This window comes from Sphingomonas sp. SRS2 (assembly GCF_000971055.1).
Taxonomy (GTDB): Bacteria; Pseudomonadota; Alphaproteobacteria; order Sphingomonadales; family Sphingomonadaceae; genus Rhizorhabdus.
Window position 1 is genome coordinate 45,082 of record NZ_LARW01000040.1, and the last position, 14,288, is coordinate 59,369.

Here is a 14,288-nt window from a genome sequence, read left to right on the forward strand (position 1 = left end):
ACTGATCGCGACTCAATAACGCCTCGGCGCTCATAACGGTCTGTCAGGCCGCAGTTCGTTAGGCCGAACATGCATTTGATGATTCGCCTTCGGGGGGAGGCGCCACAACGGAGACGTGCCCCTCATGACCCAAGACGGACTTTCACCCTTGCCGATTACCGTGCTGATGCCGACGTTCAATCGGGCGCACTATCTAGCCGAGGCAATAGAAAGCGTCCTGGAACAGCAGCCGCCGCCCGCCGAAATAATCGTGATCGACGATGGATCGGAGGATGATACGGCTACTGTGGTCGAGCGCTTCCTGCCCCGCATAAGCTATATCCGCCAAGACAATGCGGGGAAGGCGACCGCGCTGAATAACGGTCTTTCCCATGCTACGCAGGAGTTCATCTGGATCTTCGACGACGATGACATTGCCGCGAAGGGGACGCTCGCGGCATTGCATGACGCGCTCGTCGAGCATCCCGAAGCAGGTTACGCCTATGGCCTGTGCGATAAGTTCTTCGGAGATTGGCCGAACGAGGCGCGCGAGCGCAACATGGCCTATGCCGCCGACGAGCGTCCGGCGCTCTATGTGCGGCTGATGGAGGACTTCTTCATCTGGCAGGGCGCGATGCTGGCGCGGCGCAGTTGCTACGATGTCGTCGGTCCTTTCGATACCCGGCTGGCGCGATCGCAGGATTATGAGATGGCGCTGCGGCTCGGCCGCAACTTTCGCGGCGTCGGCTTGCCGATCGTCGCCTTCCATCAGCGCCATCATCAGGGCGTGCGCGGTCCGAAGAATGCCAGCGTGAAGGCGCACGACGTCGAACAGGCGTGGCGGAAGTATAACCACCTGATCTTCCGCGAAATCTATTTCAGCCATCAGCTTCATGAATTCTATATCGGCGGCGCAGGCTTGCTAACTGAGCGACAGCTGCTCACCGCCCGCATCCAGCGCGGCAGCATCATGGCGCGCAAGGGGCTGTGGGATCTCGCCATCGCCGATTTCCAACAGGCAGCGCATGAAGCGGCCGGGTTGAGCGTCACATCGCTGAGCGAGCAGGAACTGTCGGCGCTGCGCCGGATATTCCAGCGCGGCGCACGATCGATCTTCCAGAACCGCGACGAGGCAAACCGCTTCTTCGGCGCAATCGCCGGATTCCCCAAGCCGCTGCGCGGCGCGATCGAGGGCAATCTTCTGCTACCTGTCACCTACCGGATACGCCGTGTCGCCGCCGCCGCGGATCGCAAGTTCGAACTGGGACAATTGGGCATCATGGCCCGCCATTTGCTTAGACGGCCCGCGATCAAACCCTATCTCGATGCGAGACGAAACGATCGCGGCATGTACGGGGTACGCCCGCTGCTGGCCAGCGGATGATCAGTTAAGCGTCGGACGCATCTGCGACCCGATCCGGTCGGCAAGTCGCAGTGCCAACGCAACGATCGTGAAGGTCGGATTGGCGTGGCCGCCGGTCGGCATCACCGATGCGCCCGAGACATGCAGATTGGCGAGGTGGTGTACCCGGCAATCGGCGTCGACGGTGCCCGTCGCCGGGCTTACCGACATGCGCGTCGCGCCCAGATGATGATAGCTTTCGAGCAGATGTTCGCGCGTCAGCCCCCCGGTGTGATCGAGATCGCTGATCGGGATGCACGCCCCCCAGCCGTGCCGTGCGAACATCTCGCGAATCCGGGCCGAGAAATGGGCGACCGTGCGCCGCTCGGCATCGGCAATCCGCCAGTCGACGCGCACCTTGTGGAGGCCGAACAGATCCTTGCCCTCGGCTAGTGTGACGCGGCTGGCCGGATCGGGCGCCTGTTCGACATCGACCACGATCGTCGCGACCGGATCGACAAGCAGCGGATGAACCCCGCGCGCATAGCGCCAGACCTCCCGGCATAGGCCGATCGGCCGGATACCGTTGGAGGGCATGGTCAACCGAATGTCGCGCAGCCGCGAACCACCTCGCATCTGCTGAATGGCATGTCGCAGCGATCCCGGCCGCGGCCCATAACGGATGATAGCGCTGGCATTGAGCAGTTGCTCGCTGCGCTGCTGCCGCTCGCTGAGCGCGAAGCCCGTTTCATACTCTGTGCCGCTCCGCACGGAAAAACGGTTGAGCAGGTCCTGAAGCGCGGCCCCGGCGGCATTGAGCGAAACTTCGGCCACCCGAACGCGCGGATGCTGCATGAAGTAGCGGCCGGCGATCGCCTCGACCGAACGCAGCGGCCCTTCGGCATCGATCGCCGCGTTGAGCAGCAGGCGGGCATTTTCGATACCGCCGCAGCACAGGATGAACTGCTGGGCCTCTACCCGCACCGATCCGCCGGTTGCCGAACTCGCGACCACCGCGCGGACCCGACTGTCGGTAGCGCTGTCTTCGATGCGGGTGAGACTGGCATGGAGGAAAAGGCTCGCGGTACGAGAACTCTTGAGCAGCGCGAGATAGCGATCACCCCAATTCTGGTAGCGATTCCTGCCCTTGGGCGCGAAACGCCAGAGGAACGGCGAAACCGCTTCGTCCGTGAACTTCAACGCCGCAAGCCGCTCATAAGCGGGCACGGAGGCCCGCCATGGCTCGGTGAAGCCGCACATCGCCTCAGCTTCGCGGTAATAGGGTTTGAGGTCGTCCAGTCCTATCGGCCAGCCGCTTCGCGGCACCCAGGCGCGCCGTTCGAAATCGATGGGATCCAGCTCGGCGCAGCGCCCGGTCCAGCTGCCGGTCGCGCCGCCCAGCCGGCGGAAGCGACCTTCCTCGACCTTGACGGGCTCGCCGACCGACTCGCCGGCCAGCAGTGCCTGCTGATCCTGTTCCAACTTCATGCCACCCGCCTCGAGCAGGCAGACTTCGATCCCGCGATCGAGCAACGACTTGGCAATAGTGACGCCTGCCGCACCGCCGCCGACGATGCATACTCCGGTCGTTACCGAAAGGTGGCTTCCCGCCACCTTGCTCAAGTCAACGATCATCGCTTCCCCTGTTCAGACGGTGGAGCTTCCTTCTTTCACTTTCGACCGCGAACGGCCCGCCCCCCTCATCTGAACAGATAACGCGGTATCTGTTCGCTCTCCGGCGCCCCGTCGGGCCGCCGGAACAGCTTGTCCTTTGCTATATCGCAAGTAATCCCGAAAAGCATCCTCGGTCTTGCCGCATAACCAAAAAGCGCATGCGCGAAACCACGCGCATGCTTGCGGTCGAGAAAGTCGCGATGGCCAAGCTTACGCAGTACGTGGCTACGATGCCGCTGGACAATGCGCCGATCGATTGCGGACAAACCCGGGTGCCGCAACAGCCCGTCATGCGCAGCTGCCAGCGCCGCCAGATCGGCAGTGCGGTGGCGCCCGCTCAGCGACTGCGCCCGCTCGACCGCGACATAGCCGCACTGGCCTATCAACCGGAACCGGGCGCCGGCGGCAAGCAACTGACAATATAGGACGAAATCCTCGCCGAGCCGCAGCGCCTCATTATAATCGAGCCCCTGCCGCGCCAGTACCTCACGGCGGATCACCGGCTTGAGAAAGCCCAATTCGCCCCGTGATATATTGGGCTGGGGGATATTCCCTTCGACGAAGCCGGCCAGGGTCATAGGCCGTTCGTCGGATGCAAAATCGCGCAACTGGCCGATATCGAAACCGGGAACCGACTGTTCGGGTATGAAGGCGATATTATCGGCGATCATGTCCCAGTCGGAAACCGCGAACAGCCGGGCGAAGCGCCCCGGAACAATGAAGTCGTCGGCATCGAGCACCGCGACCAACTCGGCGCTGCTCGATCGTAGCGCCAGATTGCGCGCCGCCGAAGGACCGCGATTCACGTCGTGCCGCAATATTCTCAACCGGCCGCTGCCATCGTCGGCGTCTGCCGCGCGGGCGGAGCTCTGGTCCGACGAAGCATCGTCGACCACCACCACTTCCAGCACCTCCGGCTCGCGCAGGGCCGACGCCACCGCGCGAGCGATTGTCCGTTCACCATTGTAGGCGGCGATGATCACACAGACGGTCGGGGGCGGCATTCCTGCCAGCATATACAAATCAATATTTCGGGCAGGATCGAAACGCATCGCCCGAGCGGCTAAAATACACGGATCGTCGGAGAAAAGGTCATAACGAGGGCGACTCGTTTCTTGACGCAACATAGATAGTGCAGCGCAATAGGGAATCAGTTGGCGCGGGGGATACGAAGCGGGGGGCCGCGAAAGGATCCGGTTTGAAGGTCGCGTATTTCGTCCATGATCTGCACGACGCCGCCGTAGCGCGCCGTGTTTCCATGATGCAGGCGGCCGGCCTGAACCCAATCATATTGGGGTTCCGCCGAGCCGACGTCGTTCCCGCCGATATCGGCGGCGCTCCGGTTGTCGATCTCGGCCGCACCGCCGATGCACGGCTCGGTCAACGCGCAGCCGCCATCCTCCGCAACCTGCTCTTTGGCCGCAGGATTCGCCGCGCGATCCGGGACTGCGCGATCATCGTCGGACGCAATCTGGAATCCCTTATATTGGCGGCGGAATCGGTTAAAAGCCGCCGAAATGTTCGACTGGTCTACGAATGCCTGGACATCCATCGGACCTTGCTGGGCCGCCGGCTGTCGCACCGTATGATCCAAAAGGTCGAGCGGTCCTACCTGCGCCGGGTCGACCTCCTGATCACCAGTTCCCCCGCTTTCCTGTCCAACTATTTCCTGCCCCGGATGGACATGACCGAGCCACCGTTGCTGCTCGAAAACAAGGTGCTGCGGATCATGGGGTCCTCGACGCGACCGAAGCTCTTGCGCGATGGTGGACCGCCTTGGACGATTGGCTGGTTCGGCATGTTGCGCTGCCGAAAATCTCTCGCGATCCTGACGTCATTGGCGGCTCGCTCGCAAGGGCGCATCAAAGTCCTTATCGCCGGCAAGCCCGCCTATTCGGAAATCGACGATTTCGACTCCGCCGTTACAGGTGTCGAAGGACTAGAATATGCCGGCTCCTACAGCACAGGTGATTTGGCTGAACTGTATCGGCGGACACATTTTACTTGGGCGATCGACTATTTCGAGGATGGCCTCAACTCCGCCTGGCTGCTGCCGAACCGACTCTACGAGGGCAGCTTCCACGGATCGATACCGATCGCGCTTCGGTCGGTAGAGACCGGCGCGTGGCTGCTCCGCCGCAATGCTGGCATTCTCGTCGATGACCCGGTGCGCGATCTGCCAGATTTTTTCGCCGCGCTCGACATGGCTGCCTATGATGCGGAACGCACGAGGGTGGAGCGCATTCCGCCGTCGGACCTCGTCACCCGGCAACTGGATTGCGACAGGATGGCTGCCGCGATGATGGCGGCCCGATGATGTCCGCCTCTGCCCCGGCCTCCGCCGATGTTCTGATCGTCATCCCCTGCCTCAACGAGGAAGCCAATCTTTCACGCCTGCTCGATCACTTCCTCGCCGATGCGCCATCCGCCGAAATTGTCGTCGCCGATGGCGGCAGCACCGATCGAAGCCATGCGATCGTGCGCGACTTTCAGCACAGGCACCCGAATCTTCCCCTGATCGACAATCCCCGCCGCATCCAGAGCGCGGGGGTAAATCTCGCGGTGACGACGATGGGCCGTGGCAGAAAATGGCTGCTGCGGGTCGATGCGCACTGCGACTATCCGGCCGGTTACATGGCCGGACTTCTCGACAGCGCCGCGCGGCATGAGGCAAGTTCGGTCGTGGTGCCGATGATCACAACCGGCCGGGATTGCTTTCAGCGCGCCTGCGCCTCTGCCCAGAACTCGCTGATCGGAACCGGCGGATCGCCGCATCGCCATATCGGAGAGGGCCGGTTCGTCGACCACGGCCATCATGCGCTGATGCGGATCGATCTCTTCCTGGCGGTGGGTGGCTATCGCGAGAACCAGAGCCATAACGAGGATGCCGAGCTCGACCTGCGCCTCCAGGCGGCGGGCGCGCGCATCTGGCTCGAGCCGCGCCAGGCGATCGTCTATCATCCGCGCAAGACGCCGCTCGCGCTGCTGCGCCAATATTTCCGCTATGGCGACGGGCGCGCTCGCACCATGCGTCTGCACGGCACCAAGCTGAAGGCGCGGCAGGCGCTGCCGCTGCTCGTGCCGATCGCCCTGGCGATGCTGCTACTCGCGCCGTTCCATCCCCTCTTCGCGCTGCCCGCGCTCGGCTGGGCGTCGATCTGCCTGTTCTATGGCCTGCTGATCGGCCTGAAAGCCAGGTCCCACTGTGTCGCGGCCAGTGGCGTCGCAGCGATGCTCATGCATCTCGGCTGGGGCGCAGGCTATCTCTACCAGCAGTTCAGGCCCCGGCCTTCGGACCGCAGGCTTCCGGCATTGGTCCTGCGGTGAGCAGCCATACCACTCAAGATGCCCCGCGTGTCGTGACCGCAGCGGCCCGCCCGCTGGCGGATCGGGTGCAGGTCACGCGCGGGATCGCCTGCGTGCTGCTCGTCCTGTTTCATATCGTCGGTGGCAACGCAGATGACGGGCTGCGCATCGCCGACGACACCATCACCCGACAGATTCTCGACGTGCTGATATATATCCGCATGCCCCTGTTCGCCTTCATCTCGGGCTATGTCTATGCGCTCAAGCCGCTCGACCCTGTCGCCCCGCGCTCTTTCCTGCAGGGGAAATTTCGGCGACTGGCGCTGCCGCTGCTATCGGTGACGACGATCTTCTATCTCGTCGCTTTGGCACGGACGCCGGCGCCGCCTGTCGACGCTGCAGCCGGGCTGATCCGCGCCTATTTCTTCTCCTACGAAATCTACTGGTTTCTACAGGCGATGCTGCTGATCTTCCTGATCCTGCCGCTGCTCGAACGCTATCTGCTCGGCCATTGGCAGGGCTGTACAGTCGCCGTGCTGGCGACTTTCGCGCTGACGGTGCCCGCAGAACCCATCGATTTTCTGTCGGTCAACGGCGCGATATTCCTCGCCCCTTTCTTCTTCATTGGCATCGGCGCGCGGCGCTTCGTCGGCCCCCTGAGCCGCAAGCAAATGATCATATTGGTCGCCGTCCTTCTCGTCGCACTCGGGCTGCACATCGACAATGTCGCGACGATGCCGCCGCATATGGGCGCGCGGCGTGGGACATGGCTATCGCTGGTGATAGGAGGGCTGACGCCGCTGCTACTGACCGCATATGCTCCGCGCAGCAGCCTGCTGGCGCGGATCGGCCATGCCTCCTTCGCGATCTTCCTGTTTCACATCTTCTTCGTGGTCGGCACCCGACTGCTGCTCAACCGGTTCGGCGTCGGTAATATGGGAATCCAGCTGCTGGCGGGATTGTTCGCCGCTATTGCCGGGCCCATGCTGTTGCAATCGGTGCTGGTGCGATGGAAAACAAGCCGGCGGCTCTTGCTTGGTCTGCGCTAGCTGAAAATCAGCCGTCCGACAGCGACCACGGGCACCCAGACGGCAGCGCCAAGCGCCACCGCGGTCAGCGCGCGCAGCGCCGGATGCCAGCGCCGCTCCGCCATATGGACGACGCCCGCATCCCCACCCTCGGGCGGGCAGGAACTGGCGTCGGCACAGGCTTTGGCCTTGAAATTGGCGGAGGCGGACATGGGCATTCTCCCTTACGGAGACCCTGGCGCCTTGATCATCAACAAACGGTTAATTGCGGTTTCGGTTCGCCGCAAAGCGCCCCCGATGCGCGGATGTCATTCCTCACCTGACGATCCGCGCGATCGGCACTGCAATGCTATCGGGCTTTGCGGAAGCGGTAGAGGAAGCGGTCGGTGTTGCCGCGGATCGCGGGGTCGAACACCATCTTGCTGTGATCGTCGGCATCACTGGCGAGCAATCGACTTTTCGCCTCCAGCACGAAACCCGCCGCCGCAAAATCGGCCTCCACCGTCGCCGGATCGATACGATGGAGCTTGTCGACCACCGCGCGAGTGTCACCGCCTGGTCCCACATGGTCGATGACGCCGACCACGCCGCCGGGCTTCACCCCCGCGTATAGCGCGTTGAGAAAGGCTTTCGGATCGGTGCGCGGGATCTTGTATTGCGCCGATTCCCAATAGAGGTCGTGATAGTTCAGGCTGATCATCACGATATCGAATGTCCGATCGCCTGCGGAAAAAGTCTCGAATGGATAGCGGACGAAATCTATGTCGGGCCGGCGCTCGGTCAGCACCTTCCAGACCTTCTGCTCATCGGGGTCATTGTAGAATTGCTGCGGCTCGTAGGCCGTGACCTTGCCCTTGGGTCCCACCGCGTTGGCCATGATCTCCGCCCAATAGCCCGAACCGGTCATGATATCGGCGGCAGCCATGCCCGGCTTGAGCCCAAGGAAGGCCAGCACCTCGGCCGGTTTGCGGCCGGCGTCGAGTTGGGTGGCTTTGGCGGGACGGCCCGGTGCTGCCACTGCGGCGGCCAGATAGCCGGTAGTTCCAGCCTCCGCCCCACCGGTCAGCAGCAGCGCCGCACCGGCAAGCGCGGGAAGTATCATCTTGAAGCGCATCGGCTCTCTCCCTTTGTAAGGGGATGGTGAACCATAGCATGCGGGTGCTCAACCGGCTGTCATGGCGGCTATCGACCGTGCAGGATGTTCGTCGAAACGCCGGGATGATACGCTGGCACGCTGGTCGTCAATGGAGTTCCAGCTCATAGCTGCGCAGCGTCTCGTCGAGCAGGCGATGATAGGTGCCTTCATATATCTGCCCGCCGCAGGCCCCATTTTGAAATACGCGGATCGCCAGTGCTTCGGGCAGCATGCGGAGAGTGCAGCCATCCTCCTTGGGAAGCGGCAAGCCATTGGAATCGCCCATGGTAGTCACCATGAACTGTGGCCCATCCCACAGGGCAGCACGCTCGCCGCCGACAGTGACGATATTGATCCTGGCTGCCCGGGCCGGATCGTAGACGCGAACCCGATAGCCGTTAGCGCGGCCAGGATGGAGAAGCAGCTTCATGCCGCCCGCCGCGCGATACACCCCGGAATATGTATAGCTTCCGCTCTCCATAGCCTCGACGCGGCGGCGCAGTTCGTCGCGGATGCATGCCGGATCTGTGACAACGCAGTCCGAATCGATCGCGGCTTCGAGTTCGATCGTGCGGAAGCCCGTGAACCACTCCTGCTGATCGAGTCGTACATAGCGCGTGATCGCGCCGTTCCAGCTCGCCAGCGCGATGCCATAGGCCGCTGCCATGCGCCGGTCATAGTCCAGCGCGGCAGGATCGGCGCAGATCGCGCGGTCCAGCTTCGTGGCGGCCTTCGAGCAATCGATTCCACGTGCCTGAGCGCCGTGGGCGGCAGACAATATCGACAGGGAGACCAGTAGCAGTGCGGCGATCTTCATTGGCGTGATCCTGCGATGGTGATGCAGGACGATGCATCGCCGCCGATGCCGCCGGGGTGATCAAAAGCACAGCTGTGCCAATGACTTGCTCTGGGACCGGAACAGGGCGGCCGCTCGGGGGGTTTAAAGTCTGCCGGTCGTGGGGAGCAAAGCCTGTTTTGATAGGCTGGCTTTTGGGAAAGGATACCAAAAAATGAATAACCTGTTTTCCCCAAGAAAACTCGGCTGGCTGGTTGCCGGGACCGCCTTCATGGCCGCAGCCACTCCCGCGATGGCGCAACCCGTCAATGAGGAAATCGTGGTGCAGGGCCGCTATGGAACGCTGCCCGACAGCGTACAGAGCCTGTCGCAGCCGGTCAGCTATGCCGACCTTGATCTCAGCACCGTCAGTGGGCGTGCGGAACTCCGCCATCGCGTCCGGCTGACGGCACGCTATCTTTGCGAAAAATTGGGCGAAAATGACAGTAGTTCGAGTGTCACTCCGTCCTGCCGCGATGCCGCCTCAAGGGATGCGTTGAGCCGTATCGGCACATTGGAGGCGAATGCCGCGCCACGCGGAACCACCTGGGTCGCGGGCCCTGCCTGGTCAGCGCCCTATCCATCTGCCTGGATTTCGAAATATCCCGACTGATACCGATAGCGCTTATGGCGGAGGGCCGCATCATGCGTTCCTTCGTCATTCGCATCGAGCCGGTTGGACGCGGGAGAAAAACAGGTTCATGGCCGGCCGAACAACACAGGATTTCCCATGACCGAATCGCTCGACGATCGTATCATCGACACGCCGGAGGGCCCGATGCGCTGGGGTGACTGGAAGAAGAAGAACCCCGTCCAGGTGCCGTCCCGGCGGACCAAGGGCAAAAAGCTCCCCAACAAGATACCGCTCACCACCAACGACCGCTAACCGCTGCCGATTGAGCTGCACTTCTTCAATGTGCGTTGGGATGGATGAAGAGGCGGGCAACCCCCCGTATGTTACTGTCGTGCGGAATCGCGCGAGCCATGAACCCGACCATGTTCGCGCCCATCAGGAAGGATCGCTTCAGGTGATCATACACGGCCTCCTCGGCGTTATATTCGAGTTCCGCCATGCTTCTGCCAACGGCGGTGCACCGTGGAAGAGACGGGAAAAACGCGCTGAATCCGCCAACGGAGCGCTCAACGACAGCCATATAAGACGTCGGAATCGATGGGGCGTCGAACATGGAGGGTTCCTTATCTGCCGCAAATCCGACGATTTCATCATCGGCGCTGTCTCACGAGGGTATAACGCCGCGACCTCCGTTACGGGGCCATAACGGACCTAAGGGGATGTACCTAGGTCAGGGCCGCCACTTTTTCGTTCGTTCGATCATTAAGACAGCCGCCAGCCGGAAATTTTGCTATGGCGCCGGACATGACGCTATGAGGCCGCCGCGCCTGTTTCTCCATCACTCTTCATAACATCCAGGAATTACCAGCATGCCGCCGTTCAAGGACAGTTTCCAGGAGCGCCTCTCGCGCGCCAACCAAGCCAAGACCACCGCGCTCGAAAAGCTGCGCGCCAAGCCGCCGATAGACCCAGCCGTCGCCGCGGAGCGGCAGGCCGCGCAGGCGAAGCGCGAAGCCGCCCAGGCTGAAGCGCGTGCGCAAAAGCAGGCCGCGATCGCGCAGGCCAAGGCCGAGAAGGCGGCCCGCGCCGCCGAGGCAGAAGCGAGGAAACCTGTTCCCAAGACCGAAGCCCAGAAAAAGGCCGAGCGCGACGCGCGTTATGCCGCACGCAAGGCGCGCTAAATACCGTGATCCCGCTCGAACAACTCGATAGCGCCAAGATTCCCGGCGCCGATGGCGAATTGCGCCTGATGCGCCGCGGGCAGGATTATATGATTCTGTTGGGCCGCAACGAGTTGATGAGCAGCCGTCTTCGCGGTTCGGAAGAGGCGCTCGCCAATCTTCCCGGCGAACGGTTGAGGGATCGGTCGCGCCCGCGCTTCCTGATCGGCGGGCTGGGCATGGGCTTCACGCTGCGCGCGGCGCTCGCCCTGCTGCCGCCCAAGGCCGAGGTCGTCGTCGCCGAACTGGTCCCGTCGATCGTCGACTGGGCGCGTGGCCCGCTGGCACACCTGTTCGGGGACAGTCTCGACGACCCGCGCGTGACGATCCGTATCGGCGATGTCGGCGAAGCCATCGCGACCCCGGCGGAAGGCTATGACGCGATCCTGCTCGATGTCGACAATGGCCCGGATGCGCTGGTCCACCCCGACAATGGCCGGTTGTACGGCAAATACGGTCTGCGCGCCGCGCATGCAGCGCTGAAGCCCGGCGGCATATTGGCGGTGTGGTCCGCCTATCAGGACAAGGTTTTCGCCGAACGCCTCAAGCGCGCCAGCTTCTCGGTCGACGAGATCAAGGTCCGCGCGACTGGCGTGAAGGGCGCGCATCACGTGATCTGGCTGGCGATCAAATAGCCGCCTCTACACTGCTCGCGGAATCGTCCAGCGTACGCGCAGGCCAGGCTCTCCGTCCTCGAATATGATCGCCGAACCATGGAGCGCCGCCACGGCGGCGACAAGACTCAACCCAAGGCCTTCACCCGGCTGATCACTTACCGATGGCGCGCGATAGAAGCGTTCGGTGACGCGGGCGCGATGCTCGGGGGGGATACCCGGTCCGTTATCATCGAGGGTTACAATCACCGCGGCGGAGGCGAGTTGCGCCGTCAGCGCGACCTTCCCTCTCGCCGGAGCATATTTGATCGCATTGTCGATAAGGTTCGCCATCGCCTGGAAAATCAGATCACCGTCAGCGTTGACGATCAGGCCCGGTTCGATCGTCGCCACGAAATCTATCCGCCGTTCGTCGGCGGCAGGCAAATAATAGTCGACCACGTCTTCCAGCAGCGTCGAAAGATCGACCGGGCGCGTCGTCGCGTCGTGGCGGCCTGCCTCGATCCGAGCAATGCGCAGAACCGCGTCGAAAATCTTTTCCAACCGGTTCGCCTCGCTGATCGCCGAAGCCAGCCGAGCTTCGTGTCCCTCGGTAGCCGCATCCTCCAGATCGGCCTTGAGCCGCGCCAGCGGGGTGCGCAGTTCGTGCGCGACGCTGTCGGACACCCGGCGGACCGCCTCCAATGCTTCTTCGATCCGGGTCAGCATGAGATTCAGCGTTTCGGCAAGCCGGTCGAAATCGTCGCCGCTGCCGCGCACGGGCACGCGCTGCGACAGATCGCCGGCCATCACCCGCCGCGCCGTCGCGCTCACCGCCTCAATCCGCCGGCCAATGGCGAGGCTCATCAGCCCTCCGCCCAATATCCCGACCACCAACGCCGCCGCGAGCACCACCAGCGTTCCTGAAGCGAGGACCTCCTCGATCTCGCTGACATCCTCGATATCGCGCCCTACGAGCAGTCGGGCCCCGTCGTCGAAGCCGTGATCGATGGTCAGCGCCTCATAATCGATCTCGTCGCCTTCGAGATAATCGTCGGCCTCGAGCCGCCACCAACCCTCCGTCAGCTGGTTGGGCCAGCTTGGCAGATTGGCCGACAGGACATGACCTTCCCGATCGATAAAGGCATGAAATGCCCGACGCGGATTTGGTGCACGTTCGCGGGCACGCAGCCGCTCGACCACCGCGGGAGCGCCGTCGACGATGTAGCTGTTCTGGAGACTGCGCGCCTCGCGCTGCACCTCCGACTTGGCCGATTCGAGCGGCAGATAGATGACGACAAGATAGAAGCTGCCGAGAACCACGAGCAGCGATGCCGCGAACAGCCCGACATAGGTCAGCGCCAGGCGGAAGGACAGGCTGTGGACCAGCGCCGTCATATAGCGGAACGGATCACATAGCCGGTGCCGCGCACCGTCTGGATCAGCTGAGTCGCGAAGTCGCGGTCGACCTTCTGGCGCAGCCGGCTGACATGTTGATCGATGATGTTGGTCTGCGGATCGAAGCTGTAATCCCAGACATTTTCCAGCAGCATCGAGCGGGTGACGACGCGGCCCTCGTTGCGCATCAGATATTCGAGGATGCGGAACTCGCGCTGGGTCAAGTCGATGCGCCGCCCCGCGCGCGTCACCGTCAGCCCAAGCAGATCGACCGCGAGGTCGCCTATCGTAAGTTGGGTGGTTTCCGCAATCGCTGGCCCGCGCCGGCCCAGCACCTCGACCCGTGCGACCAGTTCGGACAGCGCGAAGGGCTTGGGCAGGTAATCGTCACCGCCAGCGCGCAGGCCCTTGATACGCTCGTCGACATCGCCGAGCGCGCTGAGGATCAGTACCGGGATATTGTCGCCGGTCGCGCGAATCGTCTGGAGAATCTTGAGGCCGTCGACCTCGGGCAGCATGCGATCGAGGATGATCGCGTCATATTGTTCGGCCGCGGCTTTCAGCAGCCCCTCGCGGCCCGCGCGCGCCACATCGACCAGATGTCCCGCTTCGCGCAGGCCCCGGGCGACATGATCCGCGACGCGGGCGTCATCCTCGATCAGCAACAATTGCATTATCGTGCCTATGGCACCTCAATCGTCATAGGCCAATTCGAGACGCTGGCCGGTCTGCGCATCGATCTGCACTTCGCCGATGCCCGCGGCGGTGGCGAGTTCGATGTCATAGACCGCCCGGCCCTTGTGCAGATCGAACTCGACTTCCTTCACCTCACCACCGCTCTGCTGCTCTAGCGCCGTGAGCCGGCTGCCAAGTGGCGCAGCCTTGCCGCCCTTGCGGAGACGTTCGGCATCGGTCCAGGCGCGCAGCCAGTTCTCCATGCGCGGCTTCTCGGTGGTGAGCAGCTTGCCGCTGCGTGCATCGACGGTGACGCGATGCAGCGTCGCGCCTCGCACCAGATCGATCTCGTAGACGAGGCGTCCGCTTCGGGTTTCCAGCTCGGCCTCTATCGCCCGCGCCGACAGGCTGCGCTCGGCGGAGATCACCGCACGGGTGACGCCGACAAAGCCATCATTACCGGGTTGGGCGAAAGCGGGAAGCGACAGACAGGCGGCGAGCGCCGCCACAAACGCATATTTCACAACAT

General features: G+C 63.0%; 17 protein-coding genes. 8 read left to right on the plus strand and 9 right to left on the minus strand.

All coding sequences use genetic code 11. The features are described 5' to 3' along the window. Positions 1 to 124: 124 nt before the first annotated feature. The gene (locus WP12_RS00895; RefSeq protein ID WP_046191874.1) at positions 125 to 1,363 is read left to right on the plus strand and encodes a glycosyltransferase family 2 protein; all 1,239 of its coding nucleotides are present in this window, start codon (positions 125 to 127) and stop codon (positions 1,361 to 1,363) included. Here the strand turns inward: WP12_RS00895 and WP12_RS00900 are convergent, their stop codons facing one another. Beyond that, a complete protein-coding gene (locus WP12_RS00900; RefSeq protein WP_084690903.1) occupies positions 1,364 to 2,956 on the minus strand; it encodes a GMC oxidoreductase in 1,593 nt (530 codons plus the stop codon). A gap of 65 nt (positions 2,957 to 3,021) precedes the next feature. Then, positions 3,022 to 4,011, minus strand: coding sequence for a glycosyltransferase family 2 protein (locus tag WP12_RS00905; protein WP_046191996.1), 990 nt, complete (start codon positions 4,009 to 4,011; stop codon positions 3,022 to 3,024). A 182-nt stretch (positions 4,012 to 4,193) separates the two neighbouring features. On the opposite strand from WP12_RS00905, the gene WP12_RS00910 reads away from it, so the two are divergent. Genes WP12_RS00910 through WP12_RS00920 form a run of 3 tightly spaced genes read left to right on the plus strand, consistent with a single transcriptional unit; the run spans position 4,194 to position 7,350 of the window. After that, positions 4,194 to 5,312, plus strand: coding sequence for a hypothetical protein (locus WP12_RS00910; protein ID WP_046191876.1), 1,119 nt, complete (start codon positions 4,194 to 4,196; stop codon positions 5,310 to 5,312). After that, positions 5,309 to 6,322 (plus strand): glycosyltransferase family 2 protein, encoded by a 1,014-nt coding sequence (locus WP12_RS00915; RefSeq protein WP_235398824.1) that lies wholly within the window; start codon positions 5,309 to 5,311, stop codon positions 6,320 to 6,322. The genes WP12_RS00910 and WP12_RS00915 overlap by 4 nt, the downstream gene beginning before the upstream one ends. Then, on the plus strand, positions 6,319 to 7,350 hold the full coding sequence (locus WP12_RS00920; RefSeq protein WP_046191877.1) for an acyltransferase family protein: 1,032 nt from the start codon (positions 6,319 to 6,321) through the stop codon (positions 7,348 to 7,350). The genes WP12_RS00915 and WP12_RS00920 overlap by 4 nt, the downstream gene beginning before the upstream one ends. Here the strand turns inward: WP12_RS00920 and WP12_RS00925 are convergent. The 3 genes from WP12_RS00925 to WP12_RS00935 all read right to left on the minus strand — a co-directional run bounded on the left by WP12_RS00925 (position 7,347) and on the right by WP12_RS00935 (position 9,281). Further along, entirely contained in the window at positions 7,347 to 7,541 is a 195-nt protein-coding gene (locus WP12_RS00925; protein ID WP_046191878.1) for a hypothetical protein, read from the minus strand. The two genes, WP12_RS00920 and WP12_RS00925, sit on opposite strands and share 4 nt — an antisense overlap. 137 nt (positions 7,542 to 7,678) lie before the next feature. Next, positions 7,679 to 8,443: a class I SAM-dependent methyltransferase gene (locus WP12_RS00930; RefSeq protein WP_046191879.1), complete on the minus strand. Its 765-nt coding sequence runs from the start codon at positions 8,441 to 8,443 to the stop codon at positions 7,679 to 7,681. A gap of 127 nt (positions 8,444 to 8,570) precedes the next feature. Then, the gene (locus tag WP12_RS00935) at positions 8,571 to 9,281 is read right to left on the minus strand and encodes a lysozyme inhibitor LprI family protein (protein ID WP_046191880.1); all 711 of its coding nucleotides are present in this window, start codon (positions 9,279 to 9,281) and stop codon (positions 8,571 to 8,573) included. A 193-nt stretch (positions 9,282 to 9,474) separates the two neighbouring features. On the opposite strand from WP12_RS00935, the gene WP12_RS00940 reads away from it, so the two are divergent. After that, positions 9,475 to 9,912, plus strand: coding sequence for a UrcA family protein (locus WP12_RS00940; RefSeq protein WP_046191881.1), 438 nt, complete (start codon positions 9,475 to 9,477; stop codon positions 9,910 to 9,912). 117 nt (positions 9,913 to 10,029) lie between these two features. After that, complete coding sequence (locus tag WP12_RS25445; protein ID WP_200894434.1) at positions 10,030 to 10,185, plus strand: hypothetical protein; 156 nt, start codon at positions 10,030 to 10,032, stop codon at positions 10,183 to 10,185. Between the two features lie 25 nt (positions 10,186 to 10,210). On the opposite strand, the gene WP12_RS00945 is transcribed toward WP12_RS25445, so the two are convergent. Next, positions 10,211 to 10,486 (minus strand): type II toxin-antitoxin system HicB family antitoxin, encoded by a 276-nt coding sequence (locus WP12_RS00945; protein WP_046191882.1) that lies wholly within the window; start codon positions 10,484 to 10,486, stop codon positions 10,211 to 10,213. 256 nt (positions 10,487 to 10,742) lie between these two features. Between WP12_RS00945 and WP12_RS00950 the strand changes: the two genes are divergently transcribed. Then, positions 10,743 to 11,054 carry a DUF6481 family protein gene (locus tag WP12_RS00950; protein WP_046191883.1) on the plus strand — a complete coding sequence of 104 codons (312 nt, stop codon included), beginning with the start codon at positions 10,743 to 10,745 and terminating at the stop codon, positions 11,052 to 11,054. A gap of 5 nt (positions 11,055 to 11,059) precedes the next feature. Continuing rightward, positions 11,060 to 11,728, plus strand: coding sequence for a spermidine synthase (locus WP12_RS00955; RefSeq protein WP_046191884.1), 669 nt, complete (start codon positions 11,060 to 11,062; stop codon positions 11,726 to 11,728). A 6-nt stretch (positions 11,729 to 11,734) separates the two neighbouring features. On the opposite strand, the gene WP12_RS00960 is transcribed toward WP12_RS00955, so the two are convergent. Genes WP12_RS00960 through WP12_RS00970 form a run of 3 tightly spaced genes read right to left on the minus strand, consistent with a single transcriptional unit; the run spans position 11,735 to position 14,283 of the window. Continuing rightward, positions 11,735 to 13,084: a sensor histidine kinase gene (locus tag WP12_RS00960; protein ID WP_046191885.1), complete on the minus strand. Its 1,350-nt coding sequence runs from the start codon at positions 13,082 to 13,084 to the stop codon at positions 11,735 to 11,737. Continuing rightward, a complete protein-coding gene (locus tag WP12_RS00965) occupies positions 13,081 to 13,758 on the minus strand; it encodes a response regulator transcription factor (RefSeq protein WP_046191886.1) in 678 nt (225 codons plus the stop codon). The genes WP12_RS00960 and WP12_RS00965 overlap by 4 nt, the downstream gene beginning before the upstream one ends. 18 nt (positions 13,759 to 13,776) lie before the next feature. Continuing rightward, complete coding sequence (locus WP12_RS00970; RefSeq protein WP_235398831.1) at positions 13,777 to 14,283, minus strand: PepSY domain-containing protein; 507 nt, start codon at positions 14,281 to 14,283, stop codon at positions 13,777 to 13,779. Between the last annotated feature and the right edge of the window lie 5 nt (positions 14,284 to 14,288).